The following is a 17,683-nucleotide window of genomic DNA, read 5'->3' as shown; positions in this document are numbered from 1 at the left end:
GCACGTACCGTCAGGCGTCCGGAGCCTTCATACGACCCTCCCGCGAGGGATGCGGCTCGACGGCGGGGTGTGGCTCAGACGGTCAGCACGAAGCGTCGGCAGACATGGACGCGTGCGAACCGCTCGCGCATGGACTGCTCTTCTCGCAGGTCGGCGTGCAGGAAGGCCATCATCGGCCGTAGCCCTGGCCGTCGTTCGCCGATGGCTCGGTCCGGCTCGCCTGCGTCGGTGTAGTGGTTCGCGTAGACGTGGAGGTAGTGCTCGCTCTCGGTGAAGCCGCTGGTCCGATACCAGCGCAAGGTGTTCGGATCGTCTCTGGTCCATGCGTCCAGCGTCGGCACGCCGAGCGCGGTGACCCGGGTGAGGGCTTCGGAGAGGAGCGCGCGGCCGATGCCCTGGTGCTGGTGGTCGGGATGGACCGCGAGGGTGTCGATGGTCGCCAGTTCGCCGTCGACGATGACGTCCATGAGCCCTATGACGCTTCCGCGTTCCTTGGCCGCGACGAGCTCGAAGCCCGGCGCGGGGATCGTGGGCTTGCTCTGCAGGACATCGTCGAAGTAGGCGGTCGGTGCCGCCGGAGGCTGACGGTGCCGGATCCTCAGCAGTTCCGGTCTTGACTGTGTCCAGTTCGATAGTGTTTGTGCGGTGGTTGAGGGGCACCAGGAGGCGGGAGAGGCGCGCGGGAAAGTCTCGGGGGCGGCGGAGCGGGAGCTGGTCCGGGCTGCGAGCCGCTATTCGGTCTGGTTGCGTTCGGCGACCGTCGTGCCCTGCGGCGTGTTCGGTGTGCTCGCGGCGCCAGGCGGGACCAGGCCGCAGACGGCCGTGCTGGCGGTCCTCGCGATCGGCTGGTCCGTTCTTCGGCTCGTCTGGGCGAGGAACGGGACGGTGTCCAGGGCGTGGACGGTCGTCGCGGTCGACGTCGTGGTGCTCGCCGCGATGGGAGTCGGCCAGGCGGTGGCGGGTGGCCAGGACTCCGCCAGCTGGGTGTACGCCCTGATCTCGATCACGGCCGTGACGTACCCGTTCGAATGGTGCACCAGGCCGCTGGTGGGGAGTGGGCTGGCGGTCCTGGCGCTCGGCGCCTACGTCGCCGGCTCCGCCGTCGCGCATTCCGGTGACTGGTCGCCTGCGGTGCTGCCGGCGGTGCGGGTGCTGATGGAGGTCGCCCTGGCCAGGCTGTCCTATGTGCTGATCCGTTCCGAGGTGCGCGCGGTGGACAGGCTCACCGAGCGGGTGGCGGCACGGCGCAGGGAGGCCGCCGTCGCGGCGGCCAGGCGCGCGGTCGAGCGTGAGTACCTCGCCACACTGCACGACACGGCGAGCACGACCCTGCTGATGGTCGCGATGGGAACCCGCGAGGCCCACGATGACGTGCGCGAACGCGCCAGGCAGGACCTGAAGATGCTCACCGTGTCCTCGGGTCCGGACGCCGGTCGGGTCGACCTCGGCGCGCTGCTGGCCACGGCGACCCTGCATCCGGGGGTGCGCGTACGGCAGGACATCGGCGGGCTGCCGCCTGTGCCCGCGGCACCGGCGCTGGCCGTCTTCCACGGCGTCCGGGAGGCGCTGACCAACGTGAACCGGCACGCGGGGGTGGCCGAGGCCGCGTTGCGCGCGGAGGTCGACGAGCACGGCAGGATCGTGGTGGAGCTGCGGGACCGCGGTCGCGGCTTCGACCCCGAGCAGGTCGCCCCGCACCGGCGCGGGATCTCCGGCTCCATCGTCGAGCGGATGGCGGCCGCGGGCGGGCGGGTGCTCGTCGCCTCGGCGCCGGGCGAGGGCACCACACTGCGCTGGATGTGGCCACGTGATCAGGCTGCTTGAACGCGCTCGGGGAGGCCGACCGGTTTCGCGCGATGGATGTGGCCGCGTGCCCAGGGTGACCGAACGCGGGCGGAGGAGAGCTGCAGGGCAGATCGAGCGGCGGCTCCTGCGCGGTGTCCGGGGGTCGGTTCTGGCGGTGACCGCGGCCGTCCAGTTCGGTCTCTGCCTGCCGGAGCTTGTCAGGAGCAGCGCGCGCTACGACCCGTTGTGGCTGGAGGTCGCCGGGTTCGCCCTTCTGGTCGGGGTCACGCTGGTCGCCGCGATCTTCGTGGTGCGCGGCCGGGGCGTCCCGCCCGCGGTGCGGTGGGTCTGCGTGGGCCTGGTGCTCGTCGCGGTCGTGGCGGCCTCCTCCGCGGCGCCTTCACACCGGATTCCGGACGCGGCCAACTGGTCCTTCGGCCTGGTCGGCTGGTACGGCGTGCTGCTGCTGTTCGACCTGCCGCTCGGGTATCTCGGCGCGTTCCTCGGCGCCAACCTCGCCCTGGCGGTGGTCCAGGCGGTCGTCGCGGACCTGCCCGGCCCCCGGACGATGGCGTCGATGGCGCTGTCGGCGGTGTCGATCTACGGGTTCCAGTTCGCGTTCGGCCTCGTGGTCCATGCCGTACGGCGCGTCGCCGTACGGGCGAGCGAGGCGGCGGAGGAAGAGGAGCGGATCCGCACGGAGGAGGCGGTGGCCGACCACACGCACCTCGACCATCAACGGCGTTACGCCGCGCTGCTCGGCACCACGGTCCCGCTGCTCGTCGGGCTGGGTTACGGCTCGCTCGATCCTTCGGACCAGGACACCAGGCGCCGGTGCGCGCACGAGGCGGCGAGGATGCGGCGCCTGTTCGCGGAGAGCGACGACGTGTCCGACCGATTGCTGCACGAGTTGCGTGCGGTCATCGACGTCGCGGAACGCCACGAGGTCACCGTGCAGCTCGCGGTGCGGGGCGAGCCGACGGACCTGCCGAAGGAGGTGCGGCGAGAGCTCATCGACGCGGTGACGGCCGTGCTCTCCGCGGCCTCGTCGGCCGTCGTCGCCACACCGGAGCAGGTCCGGGTGACGGTGGTTCGCACGCCGGAGCAGGTTCGGGTCAGCGCGGTCGGGGACGTGCAGGGGGAGCCGCCTCCGGAGTTCGAGTTCAGGCATGTCGAGGTCAATCGTGTGGCGAAGGGGAACCGACTGTGGGTGGAGACGGTGTGGCGGCTGGGGACACCATCACGGTCGCGCTGATCGACGACCATCCGGCCGTCCTCGCGGGCGTGCGGTACTGGTACGCGACGGCCGACCCGCCGATCGAGGTCGTCGCGGCCGGTGCCACGCCGAAGGCCGCATGGCTGCCGCCAGGGGATTCGGCCGCGGTGGTGGTGCTCGACCTGCATCTGGCGGGCGGGCCGCCGGCGTTCGGCGACCTGCGCTGCCTGGTCGACGCGGGCAGGCAGGTCATCGTCTACACGATGCGCGACGACGAGCACACGGCGTTGACGTGCATGGACATCGGCGCGTTCAGCTACCTCACGAAGGCCGAAGGAGAGGAGCACCTGGTCGCGGCCACGGTCGCGGCCGCCGACGACCGGCCGTACACGCCGCCGGCGCTGGCGGGGGCGTTCGGCGCGAACAGGGCGGCGGAACGCCCGCAGCTGTCCGTTCGCGAGGAGGAGGTGCTGATCGAGTGGTTCCAGTGCGAGTCGAAGGAGCTCGTCGCCGAGAGGCTGGGCATCACGCCGCGAACCGTCAACTCCTACCTGGACCGGGTGCGGATCAAGTACGCGAACGTCGGCAGGGAGGCCAGGACGAAGGCCAAGCTCGTCGCCAGGGCCATCCAGGACGGGCTCGTGCGGGTCGACGATCTGTGACCTTCGCGGTTTTGTGGGTCGAACAGCCGTCACGCCGGTCAACCGGCTCTCCCTAACGTGGTGGCGGGTGGCACCCGCTTGCCGGGTGCCGTCATACCCGCATTCCTCCAGCCCCGGCGCACGTCGGTGCCGACGGGGCGACACGAGCACACACGAGAAGATTCGGAGTCTGGGCTGTGAAGCGAGTTTCGATGCGCTCACTCAAGGGGGCGGCCGCGCGCGGCCTGGGGACGAGCGCGGTCCTGGCCGCGGCACTGGCGCTGCCGTTGTCGTTCGCGCCGGCGGCCGGCGCCGCCACGGCCGACAGGACGGACGACAGGCTGAGCGCAGGGGAGAGCCTCAAGCCGTCTGAGTCGGTGAAGTCGGACAACGGTCAGTACAAGCTGATCCAGCAGGCACAGGGCAACCTCGTCCTCTACGGCCCGGGCGGCAATGCCCTCTGGAGTTCGCCCGCGTCGGGTTCCCCCGCGTACGCGACGATGCAGCGGGAGGGCAACCTGGTCATCTACAACGCCCTGAACAAGCCGCTGTGGAGCACGAACACCGCGGGCAACGCGGGCGCCTACCTCACCGTGCAGGATGACGGGAACCTCGTCATCTACTCCGCCGACAACAGGTTCCTGTGGTCGCGCCACGCCTACGTCGGGTCGCTGCCTTCCGGGCACACCCTCAAGGCCGGACAGTGGGTCCAGTCCGAGAACGGCCAGTACCAGCTCGTCATGCAGAAGGAGGGCAACCTGGTCCTCTACACCAAGGACCACAAGGCCAGGTGGACGACGCCGACGGCGGACGCCCCCGGTGCGAAGGCCACGATGCAGAAGGAAGGCAACCTGGTCATCTACAGCTCCTCCGGCAAGGGAGTCTGGACCAGCCCGACCGCGGGCAATCCCGGCGCCTACCTGGCCGTCCAGGACGAGGGCAACGTGGTGATCTACTCCAAGGACGACAAGCCTCTCTGGTCGCCCAAGCAGACCGGCTGACCAGGGCCCTGACGTCGCGGACCGCCGGGGAGGGGTGACCGGCGGTCCGCCCCGCGCCCGTGGCCGGCGGTGCGGTACGGCGACAGCGCCACCGGCCCAGCCTGTTGGCCACTGGCCAATAGGCTGGGGCCGTGAAACCCCGACGGCGCAGGCGCAGTCCTGAGGAAGCTCGCGCGGAGCTGCTTGCCGCGGCGGCACGGTTGATCGGTGAGCGGGGACCGGACAACGTCACGCTGAGACAGATCGCCGAGGCCGTCGGTGTCGCCCATGGATTGGTGACCCACTATTTCGGTACCTATGCTGCTCTGGTCCGCGAGGTGCTGGTGTCCGAGGACAAGCGGATCCAGGAGCGGATCCATGACCGCATCCAGGCCGAGCGGGGTGTTCCGACCGCGGCGGGGATCATGGGCGTGGTGTTCGACACCCTGGCGGACGAGCGTTACCTGCGGTTGTTCGTCTGGGCCGAGATGCACGCCGACTACCAGGGCGCCGTACGGCCGGACCTGCGGGAGCTGATCGACGCGATCGAGGCGGGGATCCGGTCCGCGCTGGCGGGTCGGCCGGTTCCGAGCAGGTCCCGCATCGAGGCGGTGGCGTTGATGGGGGTGTCGGCGGCGTACGGGTTCGCCATCGGCAGGCGATCGTGGCTGACGGGCATGGGGCATGATCCTGACGACCCGGCGCACGAGGCGGAGTTCCGTGCGCAGCTGACCGCGATGCTGGCTTCGCACATGGTGGAGGAGTCCGGGTTGGAGCCCGCCGAATGATTCCCACCGGGTAGCAACCATGGAATGAACATGCCGGCGGTGATCTCGTCGCTCATCGTGGTGCCCGGCATGGCCAGGCACTGACAACGGGTGACCCTCCGTCCGCCGTGACGGCCGCCGGCAGGTAAAGCCGCCCGGCGGCCATGGCAAAGGATCGCGTGTTTGCCGGGTCGGGCCTCGGCCCGGCCTGGCAGCGTCCTACGCGGCTGCCACGGCGATGAGCGATGGAGGGGCAGATGCGTCTTGTCGGGGGAGAAGAGCAGTTCGACCGCCTGCTCTCGGCTGCGAGGGCCTACTGGGACAGGCGTCCCTCCAGGTCCGGGAGCTGTGTGGTGGCCGAGGCCATGCACCAGGACATCCGGGTGGTCGTCCGCAACCTGCTGCTCGCCAACGCGATCTGCGATCTGACCTCCTCCCGGCTCGTCGTCCTCACCGGCACCGACCGCGAGTGGCGGCGAGCGCTCTGGGAGGAGTTCGAAGTCGAGCGGGTACGGCGGCTCGCGCAGGCGTTCGGCGCCGCGGAGATCGTCGACGTGCACGGCCTCGCCGACCGGCGGCTCGCCGAGCAGGGCGACACCCCCTCCGAGAGGGTCGGCAGGGCCATGCTCGACGCGCTGGAGACGGCGACGCTGGTCCGGCTCGACCGCGTGCCCCGGCTGCCGGACGTCGAGGACGAGCACCACCACGCGCGGCGTGCCCGTACCAGGGCCTTCTCCGCGGTCTACGACCGGCTGTTCACCGAGCTGGCGCCCGCGGCCCTGGTCACCAGCCACGTCGACTACGACCAGTGGGGGCTGGCCGTCGAGACGGCGATGCGCATGGACATCCCTGTCGTGCACGCCCAGAGCACAGGGTCGTTGAAGGCGTACACGCTCTTCCCCGAGGCGCGGCAGGGGACGGGCACCTTCCGCGAGGAGCTCACCCGCGAGGTCGCCCGCTACTTCGACGAGCACGTCTGGCCGCACAGGGACGCCATCAGGCCGAGCGCCGAGCTGGTGGCGTGGCGCGCCAAGGAGAACCTGGGCAGGCCGAGCTGGTGGCGGGCCGGCAACATCAGCTCCTTCGAGATCCGCACGGAGACCGAACGCCGGCAGATCCGGCAGCACGGCTGCGACCGGTTCGGCATCGATCCTGACCGCCCCGTCTTCACGGTGTTCAACCACGCCGTCTCCGACGCGGTCGGGACGAATCTCGAAGTGTTCGAGGATCTGGCGGAATGGTTCGAGGAGACGGCCGCGTTCGCCGCAGGCGAGGAGTCGGTGAACTGGCTCCTCCTCGACCACCCGAACCAGCATCGCTACGACACCACCGGCCACTTCGCCTCCGTCGCCGCACGCCATGCCGGGCGCTCGCACCTGGTCTTCGCGCCGAGCCTGTCGCTGTCGAAGAACATGCTCTGGAGCATGACCGACCTGGGCGTCACGGTCCGCGGCAGCGTCTCCAACGAACTGCCCGCCTTCGGCATCCCCGTCATCCAGGCAGGCTGGTCGGAGTGGAGCGGCTGCGGCCTGTCGCATGTGGCCGAGACCCGCTCCGACTACTGGCGGCTGCTCGCCGAGGCCGTCACCCGCCATCTCAAGGGCGAGTCCATGCTGGGGCCCGAGCAGCGGGAGCGCGCCCGGCTGTGGCTGTGGCTGTACCGCAGCGGGGCCGACGTGCCCTCGCCGCTGCTGCCCCACTGGGAGATGGGGGACGGCGAGGACTACCTGCGCGCGCTCGCCGTCGCGATGCGGCACGTGGAGCGCGACGGCGACCCCCTGCACACGGCGGTGCGCCGCATGTGGGAACGGCGCGAACCGCTGCTGAGCCGGCTCGACTTCCGGGATCCAGAGGGGCTCGCCGCGGCCCTGACCACGTCTAGGAGCGCGTCATGACCACACTCCTGCACGGCCCGGCCACCGCGTTCGACGAGCCCGTCGTCGCGCTGTCGCCGCCGGCCGAGCTGTTCAACGGGCGGGCGGCGGCGCTGCAGGTGACCGACCTGTTCCACCGCGGCGACCACATCATGGGCCGGTTCGAGGGCTCGGGGCTCGTGGGGTTCAAGGTGGCGGCAGGGGGCCGCCGTCTGCGCGTCAAGGTGGTGCTGTCGGTGGACGCCACCTCCGTGCCCGGCTGGCATCTGCCCGAAGGCCCCGGCGAGGTCAGGGCAGCGCACCTCCCGCCGCGCCTCCTGCAGGTCCGCGCCCAGGGACGGCTGCGGCAGTGCGTGCTGCTGAAGGGCGGCAAGGGCACCATGAGCGCCCGGGTCGTCTTCGACCTGATGCCCGAGGAGGTGCCCGACGACGGCCTGGTCTGCGTGGAGGTCCTGGACATCGCCGAAGGCCGCGACGTCTCCCGCGAGGTGCGCGACGCGATGGCGGGCACGATCATGGACGGCGGCGCCGCCGGCGTGCGCATCGACAGGGTGGCCTTCGAGGAGTGCCCCGACGGGGCTAAGACGCCGCTGGGGGAGGCCATGGACGGCGCCCGCTGCGAGGTCGTCTCGCTCGTCAGCTCGGGCGGCCTGGCTCACCTGAACCGGCGCGGCACCCGCCCGCTGCGTACCGGCCTGTTCGTGGTGAATCCCGTCCCGCCGGGCGTCTTCGGCTCGGGCGGACGGCTGACCGTCCGGCTCGGCAGCAGGGCCGACACCAGCGCCAACAGGCCCGCCACGGCCAGGGACCGCGCGCTGATGCGCAGGGCCCTGCTGCGGGTCGGCGGCGAGGCGAAGCGGGTACGGCACGCCGCCCGCGAGGCCATGTGCTCGGCCGCGCCGTACGTGGAGGGGGTCATGAGCGTTCAGGACGGCGGTCTGACCAGGCCCGTCAGGTCCACGGACGGCAACACTCTGGAGTTGGACCTGCCCGCTCCCGTGGCATCGCCCCTGCTCGTCGTCGTCGCCCCGAGGGAGGGCGCCGTGCCCACGCTCGTCTCGGCGAGCTGGATTCCCTGACGTCCCGCGTGGGGGTCCGTGCTGGCTCGGTGGCGTTGCGCCGCTACGGGGAGTTTTCGCCCGGACCCTTCCTTCAGAAACCCCTATAAATCCGGGCTTGTCGGCGGTTGTCGGACTCGGGAAGGATGCCTAGTGGCGGACGGCGACCCCGTCCGGCACCAGGCTTCAGCTCGGACAAAGGACGCCGGATGACCCATGCCAGTCGGCCGACGGACCACCAGCGGATGGTGGCGGAACTCGTGGAACGGCGGCTGGGCCGCCCCCTCGATCCCGACCTGAACTTCTTCGAGGCAGGGCTGGACTCCTTGTCCCTGGTCGAGCTGCACGACGAGATCACCACCACCCTCGGCGTCGACCTGCCGGCCACCGCGCTGTTCACCCACCCGAACCTGGTCGCGCTCGGCCGCCTGATCGCGCAGGGCAGCGCGCCCGCGCGGGCCGACACCGGCAGGCGCAGGCCGATCACCGGCAGCCGTCGCGACATCCGTGCCCGCCTCAGGGAGGACGGCCGGTGACCACTCCCCAGACGGAACCCGGCCCCTTATCCGAAGCGCCGGGCGGCGCGCCGGAGGTCGGGCCCGAGCTTGAGGAGAGGCCGGTCGCGGTCATCGCCCAGGGCCGGTTCGCCGCGCAGGGCGATGCCGTCGAAGAGGCGGGGCACGATCCGGCGGCGCAGGTCGTCGGCGCGTTCGACGGGGTGCGCAAGGCGTGCGCAGCGCTGCTGGCGGGGGAGTGCGAGCTGGCCGTCACCGACGGCGCGGAGGTCCCCTCGCTCACCGGAACCCTGGTGCTGCGCCTGCTCGACCGGGCGCTGCTCGACGGCGACACCGTGCACCGGGTCATCTGGCCCGACGACCTGGCGGTCGAGGACGGCTATCCCCCCGTGCACGTCCCCGCCGGCGCTGGGCCCCGCGTGGTGGTGTGGTCCGGCCGCACCCCGCAGGAGGCTGACGCGGTACGGCGGAGCCTGGCGGGGTTCTTCGCGGGGCTGCGCGAGGACCTGTTCGCCGACGCCGTCGGCACCCTGCAGCGCGGCAGGGCCGTGCACGCGGTGCGCGGAGCGGTGGTCTGCGAGAGCGCGGCCGAGGCCGCGGCGGCCCTGACGGCCGAGGACTCCTCCTCCGGCGCCTCCCGCTCCACCCCGCTCCGCCCGGCACAGGACGGCTCCGATCCGGCCGTCGTCCCCGGTGCGGTGCCGGCGGAGCTGGCGGCGGCGCTGTACGGCGTGGAGCGCGTCTTCACCGAGGTCGTGGACGTCTGCGCGGAGGCCTTCGAAAGGCACGGCCACGACCTGCCCGCGGACTGGACCGGCGACGCGGCGGCCTTCACCTCCGCCTACGCGCTGACGGCCACGCTCGCCGACTGGGGTGTCGCACGGGAGCCCACCCGCCCGCTCGACGAGCTCGTCGCCGAGGTGGTGCGAGGAGCCGGTGCCCACCGGCAGGGGGCCACCCCCGAGGAGGGCACGGGGTGGGGGCGGGACCGGCGGGAGTTCATGGCGGCCGTCGCGCGGCTCTGGGTGGCCGGGGCGCCGGTGGACTGGGCGGCTCTCGAGCCGGACCATCCGCTCCAGCGCATCCCCATCCCCCGGCCCGGTGACGAGTTGCCACCCTCGATGGAGCCCACGCGGCCGCTCACCGCCGTGCCGTACTCCTTCTGGGTCCTGGAACAGCTCGCCCCGGCCAGCGGTGTCTCCAACCTGGCCGTCGCGTTCAGGACGCGCGAGCCGCTTCGCCGCCTGCCGCTGCAGATCGCGGTGAACCGGCTGGTCAAGCGGCATCCGGCGCTCCGGCTCAGGTTCCCCGTCGTGGGCGGGGCGCCGGTCAGGCATCTCACCGCCCCGCAGGACGCGCAGCTCAAGCTCGTGACCAGGCCCACGACAGAGGAGACGCTGGTCGCCGACCTGCAGAGCTTCCTGGACGAGCCGTTCGACCTGGGCCGCGACCTGCTGGTCAGGGCAGGCCACTTCACTCTCCCCGACGGCGGGGGCAGCGTCGTCTGCCTGGTCGGCCACCACATCGTCATCGACGCCCACTCCATGCAGCTGCTGGTGGAGGAACTCGGCCGCTTCTACGACAGCCAGACGGGCCACGACCCGCTGCCCGCCGAGCTGACCGGCACCGCTCCGATGCTGGAGCCTGGCACGCCGTCGCAGGAGTCGCTGGACTACTGGCTGGAGCGGCTCGACGGGGCCGACCCGGCCGCCATGGTGCTGCCGGGCAGCAGGCACTCCCCGTCCAGCCCGACCTTCGCGGGGCACACCTGCTCGTGGCAGGTCGACGAGGAGACCGTGCGGGCCCTCGAGGAGCTCAGGACGAGGCTGCGGACCACGGGCAACATCGTGCTCGCCACCGCGTTCCTGCTGACGTTGCGCGGCCACGGGGCCGGGCCCGACCTGGTGGTGGGCATGCCGGTCAGCACCAGGACCGCGGCTGGGCGCGGGCACGTCGGCTACGGCGTCAGCACGCTGCCGCTGCGCGTGCGCGCCGAACTGGACGAGGACTTCGGCCAGGTCGCCAGGCGGGTCGAGGAGACGTGGGCGGAAGGCGTCGAGCACGCCGACGCGTCCGTGGAGGCGGTGCTGACCCGCAGGGGGCACGGCACCGACGACTGGCGGGTGCCGCTGTTCCGGCACATGTTCAACTACCGGCCGTGGAGCGACGAGCAGGTGCGCATCCGCGGCGAGGTGCCCGGCTACATCGAGGACCTGTTCGACCGCAGCCGTCTCGACCTGCAGGTCGTCGCCGTGCAGGAGCCCGGCAGGCTGACGATCAGGGCGTGGCACAGCACCGAGGTGCACGACGAGGCCGAGATCGAGGCGTTCGCGGCCCGGATGGCGTCCGTGCTGCGGCAGGCGGCCGCGGGATCGGTGGCCGACGTGCTGTCCCCTGCGGACCGCGCGGTGCTCGACCGGGTCAACGACACCGCGCGCGCGTGGCCTGAACCGCTGCTGTCGAGGATCGGATCGCACAGAGCTGTCGCGCGCGAGGGCTCGGCCGACGAGCGTGCCGGCCGGACGGTCGCCGTCCGTGAGGGCGCGCGGGAGGTCACCTACGACGAGTTGCTCGGCCGCGCCGCCGCCGTCCGGGAGCTCCTCGACGCGCACGGTGTGCGGCCGGGCGACCTCGTCGCGCTGGGCCTGGACCGCTCGGCCGACCTGGTGGCCGCCGTGCTCGGGACCTGGCAGGCCGGGGCGGCGTTCCTGCCGCTGGACGTCCGCCAGCCGGAGATGCGCCTGTCGTACCAGGTGTCCGACTCCGGCGCCCGCCTGGTGATCACCGGTGTGGACGAGCCGGAGTGGGCGGGGGCCACGCCCGTGGTGACGATGCCGGAAGGCCAGGCCGTATCCAGGGAGCCCGAGCGGGGAGAGATCGCGTACGTGATCTACACCTCGGGCTCCACCGGCAGGCCGAAGGGCGTCCAGGTCACCCACGCCAACCTGACGAACCTCGTGCTCGACTTCGCGGGCCGGCTGGGCGAGCCCCGGTCGGCGCTCTGGTCCACCACCCCCTCCTTCGACATCTCCTGGCTCGAGCTGCTGGTGCCGCTGGCGGGCGGCGGCACGGTCGTGGTGGCCTCGGACGAGGACCAGCTGCAGCCCCGCAGGTTCCTGGAGCTGGCGGGGACGGTCGAGGTCGTGCAGGCCACGCCGACCGCCTGGCGGCTCGTCGTGCCGGAGGCGGGGCGGGAGCTGGCCGGGCGCACGGTCCTGTGCGGCGGCGAGCCGATGCCCGCCGCGCTGGCCAGGGACCTGCTCGCGCTCGGCTGCCGGGTCTTCAACGTGTACGGGCCCACGGAGACCACCATCTGGTCCACCGCCGCCGAGCTGCTGGAGCCGCCGGGCGACCCGGTGCCCGCCGGGGCGCCGCTGGCCAACACCAGGATCTTCGTCCTCGACGCTGACGGTCGCGAGAGGCCGCCCGGCGTGCCGGGAGAGCTGTGCGTCGCGGGCGACGGGGTGAGCGCCGGCTACCTCAACCGGCCGGAGCTGACCGAGGAACGCTTCGGGCGGCACGAGCGGTACGGCCGCTTCTACCGCACCGGCGACCGGGCACGGATCCGCCACGACGGGGTCCTGGAGCTGCTGGGCCGCGACGACAGGCAGGTCAAGCTCCGCGGGCACCGCATCGAGCTGGGCGAGGTCGAGGCGGCCCTGCACGAGCACGAGGCGGTCCGCGTGGCCGCCGTCGTCCTCGACGGCGACCCCCAGACCGACGGCCGGCTGGTGGCCTTCGTGGAGGGCGCCCGCGAGGACCTGCGCGAGGAGCTCTGGCGCTTCGCCAGGACGCGGCTGCCCGACTACGCGGTGCCCACCGGGTACGTCTTCGCCGACCGCCTGCCGACCACCGCCAACGGGAAGATCGCCTACCTGGAGCTGGCGGTGCCGGAGGAGGAGCGCGGCACGCCGTCCGAGTCGGGCGACGGGCTCGTCCGGCAGGTCGTGGCGCTCTGGCGGGACGCGCTTGAGCGCCCCGGCCTCGGCCCGCACGACAACTTCTTCCTCAACGGCGGCCACTCCGTGCTCGCGGTCCGCCTGATCGCCCCGCTCGAGGAACTGGCCGGCCGTTCTCTCTCGGTCAGGGCGGTGTTCGACCACCCGACCGCCGCCGAGCTGGCCGCCCATCTGGGAGGCATCCGATGACGCCATGGTTCGTCCAGCTCAAGGAGGGCGAGCGGGCGCTCATCACCTTCCCGCACGCCGGTGGGGGACCCGCCTCGCTCAACGAGCTCGCCGCCCACCTCCCGCCCGAGGTGGGCCTGTGGGCGGTGAACCTGCCGGGCCGCCAGGCCAGGCTCGCCGAAGCTCCGCGCACCGACCTCGAAGGGCTGGTCGACGACCTGGCCCGCGACCTGCTGGCGCGGCACGAGCCGTACACGCTGTTCGGGTACTGCAGCGGCGCGCTGCTGGCCTACCTCGTCTGCCGCCGCGTGGTGGAGCTGGGCGGCGCGCCCGAGCGGCTGGTCGTGGCCTCGTTCGCGGCGCCGGACGTCACGCCGCTGCTGCGCCGGCTGCCCTCGCTGCCGTCGTGGCTGTTCTGGGAGCAGCTGATCGAGCTCGGCGGGGTCCCGCCGGAGCTGGCCGAGCGCGAGGCGCTCTGGCCCGTGCTGGAGCCGGCGCTGCGCGCCGACTTCGGGCTGCTCGCCGGCTACCACCACAGGCCTGCGCCGCCGCTGCCCACCCCCGTCACGGTCCTGTACGGCGCGCGGGACGGCTCCCTGAGCAGGGGCGGCCTGCTGGGCTGGCGCAGGCACAGCGCGAGCAGGCCGGTGCTGCGCGCGCTCGACACCACCCACTGGCTGGCGGAGGAGGCCCCTGGGCCGCTGGCGGCCGCGATCGTTGAGGAGATGGGATGCGCCTCGGTTACAGCATGAGCTACTGGGGTGGCGCGGGGCTCGGCCCCGCCGACCACCTCGCGCTGGTACGGGAGGCGGAGGCGCTCGGCTACGAGTCGGTGTGGGCGGCCGAGACGTACGGCACCGACCCGGCCAGCCTGATGGCCTGGATCGCGGGCCAGACCGAGCGGATCGCGCTCGGCACCGGCGTGCTGCAGATGTCCGGACGCAAGCCGGTCGTCGCGGCCATGACCGCGGCCACCATCGACCAGGTGTCCGGCGGCCGGGCCAGGCTCGGCGTCGGTGTGTCGGGGCCGCAGGTGGTGGAGGGCTGGCACGGGGAGCGCTTCGACCGGCCGCTGGCCCGCGCCCGCGACTACCTGGAGGTCGTGCGCCTGGCCCTCGGCGGCGCCCCTGTGAGCTACCGAGGTGAGACGCTCACGCTGCCGCTGGACGACAGCGAGGGCAAGGAACTGTCGCTGGCCGTCTCGCCGGTGCAGGAGCGGCTGCCGGTGTACCTGGCGGCGATGGGCCCGAAGACGATCGCGCTCGCGGGGGAGCTGGCCGACGGCTGGCTGGCCATCCACTTCCCCCCTGAACACCTGGCCGCGATGCGGGTGCACCTCAAGGGCCGCGACATCGACGTCGCGCCGATGCTGCTCACGCTCGTCGAGGAGGACCAGGATCTTGCCTACGACATGATGCGGCCGATGCTGGCCCTCTACCTCGGTGGCATGGGCTCGCGGCGCACCAACTTCTACAACCGGCTGGCCGCCTCGCTCGGCTTCGAGAAGGAGGCGGCCCAGCTGCAGGAGGCGTTCCTGGACGGGCGGCAGGGCGAGGCCATGGCCATGCTGCCGGACGCGCTCATCGACGCCATGACCCTGTGCGGCCCGGCCGGCAAGCTGCGCGAGCGGGTCGCCGGCTACCGCGAGGCGGGCGCCACCAGCCTGATCGTCGGCCTGGTCACGCCCACCCGGCGGCTGCGCAGCCGGCAGCTGAGGCTCATTGCCCAGCTGGTTCGGGCATCTGCTTGAGCTTGGCCAGCGGCGACCACGCCATCGCGGCGATCGGCACCAGCGCGCCGATCGTGATGACCACCCATAGCGCCGGCCTGATCCCCGCCACCCCGGCCAGCAGGCCGGCGCCCAGCGCGCCCAGCGGCGCGGGGATCAGGCCCAGCGAGTAGATCGAGGCCACCACGCGCCCCTGGAGCTGCGGCGGGGTGATGGTCTGCACGAGCGTGGTGTTGGTGACGAAGAAGACCTGCGCGGTGACGCCGCTGACGACCTGCGCGGCGACCAGCATGGCCACCTTCAGCCAGATCTCGCCGGTGGCCAGCGGGATGAGGAAGAGCGCCACGTTGCCGTACACCATGGACCAGACCAGCACGCCGCCGACGGAGTAGCGCTTCATCACGCGCACCGCGAGCAGCGCCCCGATGATGGCGCCCACACCCCCGCCGGCCAGGATGCCGCCGAACCAGGCGGCGGGCACGCCCAGCTCGCGGATCACGTACAGCGCGTAGATGGAGTTCATCGCGCCCAGGATGAACAGCGAGAACACCGCCGAGGAGATCGCCAGCGGGCGGATCAGCGGGTGCTTCATCACCCACAGGATCCCTTCCCAGATGGCCTTGTGGATCTGGCGTGCCGTGGTGTCGTCGGCCTCCGGCCGCGACTCGGGCCGCTTGATCAGCGCGACCGCGATGGCGGAGGCCAGGTAGGAGACCGCGTCGACGATCAGCAGCACGGGCGCGGCGATCACCTTCAGCAGCGCCGCGGCGATGCCGGGGCCGACGGTGTTGGCCAGCGACTCGGTCAGCTGCAGCTTGGAGTTGCCCTCGAGGAAGTTCTCCATAGGCACAAGGAACGGGAAGTAGCTGCGGTAGGCGACCTGGAACATGGTCCCGAGCAGCCCGATCAGGAAGATCACGACGTACAGCCAGACGAGCGTGAGCATGTCCGCGAACCAGGCGATCGGGATCAGCATGAGCAGCACGAAGCGCGCCACGTCGGTCCAGATCAGGATGGGCCGCTTGCGCACCCGGTCGGCGAGCACCCCGAACAGCAGGAACAGCACCATCGGCGCCCGCAGCAGGAAGCCGACCACGCCCATCTCCTGCGGAGTGGCGTTCAGCACGGTGACCGCGATGACGGGGATCGCGAAGTAGGTGACGTACGAGCCGAGCTGCGACAGGCTCTGCCCGGCCCATAACCGCAGGAAGTCGGCGTTGCGCCACAGGGTGGACTGCTCACTGGTGGGGGATGCCATGGTCCATCCACTTTCTGATATCCGCGGCCGCACCGGCGACCAGGGGTTCGTACAGGATCGGGACGCGCTCCTCGGGGATCGGCGCGTGCGCGAGCCGGCCCTTGACGACGGAGGGCCACTCGCCGTCTTCGGGCGTGGGCGCGAAGAGCGCGACGTCGCCGTCGTAGGGCTCGTGGCGGAATCCGCCGACGGCGTGCGCGTTGGCCCGGAAGACCGCCAGGTAGCGGCGGGCCTGCTCGACGTCGGCGGTGTCGGGGGCCAGCCGGTGCGCGGCCGACGCCGCGCCCATGACGGCCAGCAGTCGCTCCTCGGGGGGCAGATCAGCCAGCCGTTCGGGATCGAGCCCCAGGGTCTCCTCGGGGCCGCCCGCGAGCGCGTGGAAGAGCAGGACGGTGTCGTCCTCCAGCGAGGCGGGAGCCACCGGCTCCTCGGCGTTGGCGTACATCAGCACGACGAGCGGGACCTCCTCGCCGCGCTCACGCAGCCGCCGGGCGACCTCGAGGGCGATGTTCCCGCCGATGCAGAAGCCGCCCAGCACGTACGGCCCCCGCGGGCGGACGGCGAGCACGTCGTCCACGTAGGCGGCGGCCATGTCGGCGAGCGAGGTGTGCGGCTCCTCGCCTGCCGCCAGGCCGCGCGCGGCGATCGCGTACACCGGCTGGTCGGGGCCGAGCCTGCGTGCCAAGGGGTGGTAGCGGAACACCTGGCCGCCCAGCGCGTGGATGAGGAAGATCGGCGTCCTGTCGCCCTTCGCGTTGAGCGGCACGACCCTGCTCGCGGGGGCCAGGTCCTCGGGCTGCCTGAGCACGTCGGCCAGCTCGTGGACGGTGGGAGCGGCCAGCACGGCGGCCACCGGCAGGTTCCTGCCGAGCTCGTGCCTGATGCGGGCGGCCAGCCTGAGCGCGCTGAGCGAGTGGCCGCCGAGCTCGAAGAAGTCGTCGAGCGCGCCCACCGCTGTCACGTCCAGGACCTCTTCGTACAGCACGGCCACGCGGGCCTCGATCTCGTCGCGCGGCGGGACGTACGGCCGGCCGCTCGCGGGTTCGGGCGCGGGCAGCGCGGCCCTGTCGAGCTTGCCGCTGGTGGTGAGAGGGAGAGCGTCGAGCGTCACCCAGACCCGCGGGATCAGATGGTCGGGAAGCCTGGAGCGCAGCCGCTCGCGCAGGTCGGGGTCGGGCTCGCCGACCACGTAGGCCACCAGGTACTGGTCGTGCGCCGTCACCGCGGCGTCGAGGATCGACGGCTCGGCCCGCAGGACCGCCTCGACCTCCCCCGGCTCGACCCGCATGCCGCGGATCTTGACTTGGAAGTCGGTGCGGCCGAGGTATTCGAGTTCGCCGGTGGGTAGCCAGCGGGCGAGGTCGCCTGTGGCGTAGAGCCTGGTGCCGGTGCCGGAGGGGTCGGGGACGAAGCGTTCGGCGGTGAGGGCGGGCCTGTTGAGGTAGCCGCGGGCCACCTGGACGCCGCCGATGTACAGCTGTCCGGGGGTGCCGACGGGGACCGGCCGCATGGAGTCGTCCAGGACGTGCAGCCGGGTGTTGTCGACGGGCCTGCCGATCGGGACGACGGGCTCGCCCTGGACGTACGAGTGCCAGGAGACGTCGACGGCGGCCTCGGTCGGGCCGTACAGGTTGAAGACACCGGCGTCCGGCACGCGTGCGGCCAGGTCGGCGGGCAGGGCCTCGCCGGAGCAGATGACGCGTTGGGGGAGGTGGATGTCTTCTTCGAGGAGG

14 protein-coding genes are annotated in these 17,683 nt (G+C 72.2%); 11 read left to right on the top strand and 3 right to left on the bottom strand.

Features of this window, described 5'->3' with window-relative positions:
• Positions 1–74: 74 nt before the first annotated feature.
• The gene (locus tag ACFSKW_RS06445; protein ID WP_379570226.1) at positions 75–596 is read right to left on the bottom strand and encodes a GNAT family N-acetyltransferase; all 522 of its coding nucleotides are present in this window, start codon (positions 594–596) and stop codon (positions 75–77) included.
• Between the two features lie 49 nt (positions 597–645).
• Between ACFSKW_RS06445 and ACFSKW_RS06440 the strand changes: the two genes are divergently transcribed.
• The 11 genes from ACFSKW_RS06440 (at position 646) to ACFSKW_RS06390 (ending at position 14,713) form a co-directional block, all read left to right on the top strand.
• Entirely contained in the window at positions 646–1,824 is a 1,179-nt protein-coding gene (locus tag ACFSKW_RS06440) for a sensor histidine kinase (protein WP_379570172.1), read from the top strand.
• 46 nt (positions 1,825–1,870) lie between these two features.
• A complete protein-coding gene (locus ACFSKW_RS06435; protein ID WP_379570170.1) occupies positions 1,871–3,040 on the top strand; it encodes a hypothetical protein in 1,170 nt (389 codons plus the stop codon).
• Positions 3,007–3,663, top strand: a complete 657-nt coding sequence (locus tag ACFSKW_RS06430; RefSeq protein ID WP_379570168.1) for a DNA-binding response regulator — start codon at positions 3,007–3,009, stop codon at positions 3,661–3,663. Before ACFSKW_RS06435 ends, ACFSKW_RS06430 begins: the two co-directional genes overlap by 34 nt.
• Positions 3,664–3,854: 191 nt before the next feature.
• Positions 3,855–4,643: a hypothetical protein gene (locus ACFSKW_RS06425; RefSeq protein ID WP_379570166.1), complete on the top strand. Its 789-nt coding sequence runs from the start codon at positions 3,855–3,857 to the stop codon at positions 4,641–4,643.
• Positions 4,644–4,774: 131 nt separating this feature from the next.
• Positions 4,775–5,410, top strand: coding sequence for a TetR/AcrR family transcriptional regulator (locus ACFSKW_RS06420; protein WP_379570164.1), 636 nt, complete (start codon positions 4,775–4,777; stop codon positions 5,408–5,410).
• Positions 5,411–5,646: 236 nt separating this feature from the next.
• Positions 5,647–7,284 (top strand): hypothetical protein, encoded by a 1,638-nt coding sequence (locus tag ACFSKW_RS06415; protein WP_379570162.1) that lies wholly within the window; start codon positions 5,647–5,649, stop codon positions 7,282–7,284.
• Positions 7,281–8,342, top strand: a complete 1,062-nt coding sequence (locus ACFSKW_RS06410; RefSeq protein ID WP_379570160.1) for a hypothetical protein — start codon at positions 7,281–7,283, stop codon at positions 8,340–8,342. Before ACFSKW_RS06415 ends, ACFSKW_RS06410 begins: the two co-directional genes overlap by 4 nt.
• Positions 8,343–8,530: 188 nt before the next feature.
• Entirely contained in the window at positions 8,531–8,857 is a 327-nt protein-coding gene (locus ACFSKW_RS06405) for an acyl carrier protein (protein WP_379570158.1), read from the top strand.
• The gene (locus ACFSKW_RS06400) at positions 8,854–12,984 is read left to right on the top strand and encodes a non-ribosomal peptide synthetase (RefSeq protein ID WP_379570156.1); all 4,131 of its coding nucleotides are present in this window, start codon (positions 8,854–8,856) and stop codon (positions 12,982–12,984) included. The genes ACFSKW_RS06405 and ACFSKW_RS06400 overlap by 4 nt, the downstream gene beginning before the upstream one ends.
• Positions 12,981–13,715, top strand: coding sequence for a thioesterase II family protein (locus ACFSKW_RS06395; RefSeq protein WP_379570154.1), 735 nt, complete (start codon positions 12,981–12,983; stop codon positions 13,713–13,715). The genes ACFSKW_RS06400 and ACFSKW_RS06395 overlap by 4 nt, the downstream gene beginning before the upstream one ends.
• Positions 13,694–14,713: an LLM class flavin-dependent oxidoreductase gene (locus ACFSKW_RS06390; protein ID WP_379570152.1), complete on the top strand. Its 1,020-nt coding sequence runs from the start codon at positions 13,694–13,696 to the stop codon at positions 14,711–14,713. The genes ACFSKW_RS06395 and ACFSKW_RS06390 overlap by 22 nt, the downstream gene beginning before the upstream one ends.
• Here ACFSKW_RS06390 and ACFSKW_RS06385 read toward each other — a convergent pair.
• On the bottom strand, positions 14,682–15,950 hold the full coding sequence (locus ACFSKW_RS06385; RefSeq protein WP_379570150.1) for an MFS transporter: 1,269 nt from the start codon (positions 15,948–15,950) through the stop codon (positions 14,682–14,684). The two genes, ACFSKW_RS06390 and ACFSKW_RS06385, sit on opposite strands and share 32 nt — an antisense overlap.
• On the bottom strand, positions 15,931–17,683 hold a 1,753-nt coding region (locus ACFSKW_RS06380), incomplete at its 5' end, for an alpha/beta fold hydrolase (protein WP_379570148.1). The genes ACFSKW_RS06380 and ACFSKW_RS06385, both read right to left, overlap by 20 nt.

Source organism: Nonomuraea mangrovi (assembly GCF_042681425.1).
In the GTDB taxonomy this organism is placed as follows: domain Bacteria; phylum Actinomycetota; class Actinomycetes; order Streptosporangiales; family Streptosporangiaceae; genus Nonomuraea; species Nonomuraea mangrovi.
The sequence above is the reverse complement of the archived record's forward strand: the minus strand, read 5'-3'. Positions and strand labels throughout refer to the sequence as shown.

Coding starts and splice junctions, on each gene's coding strand:
- ACFSKW_RS06425 (WP_379570166.1), top strand. CDS start 3,855: ATGCGCTCACTCAAGGGGGCGGCCGCGCGCGGCCTGGGGACGAGCGCG.
- ACFSKW_RS06415 (WP_379570162.1), top strand. CDS start 5,647: ATGCGTCTTGTCGGGGGAGAAGAGCAGTTCGACCGCCTGCTCTCGGCT.
- ACFSKW_RS06410 (WP_379570160.1), top strand. CDS start 7,281: ATGACCACACTCCTGCACGGCCCGGCCACCGCGTTCGACGAGCCCGTC.
- ACFSKW_RS06405 (WP_379570158.1), top strand. CDS start 8,531: ATGACCCATGCCAGTCGGCCGACGGACCACCAGCGGATGGTGGCGGAA.
- ACFSKW_RS06395 (WP_379570154.1), top strand. CDS start 12,981: ATGACGCCATGGTTCGTCCAGCTCAAGGAGGGCGAGCGGGCGCTCATC.
- ACFSKW_RS06390 (WP_379570152.1), top strand. CDS start 13,694: ATGCGCCTCGGTTACAGCATGAGCTACTGGGGTGGCGCGGGGCTCGGC.
- ACFSKW_RS06385 (WP_379570150.1), bottom strand. CDS start 15,950: ATGGCATCCCCCACCAGTGAGCAGTCCACCCTGTGGCGCAACGCCGAC.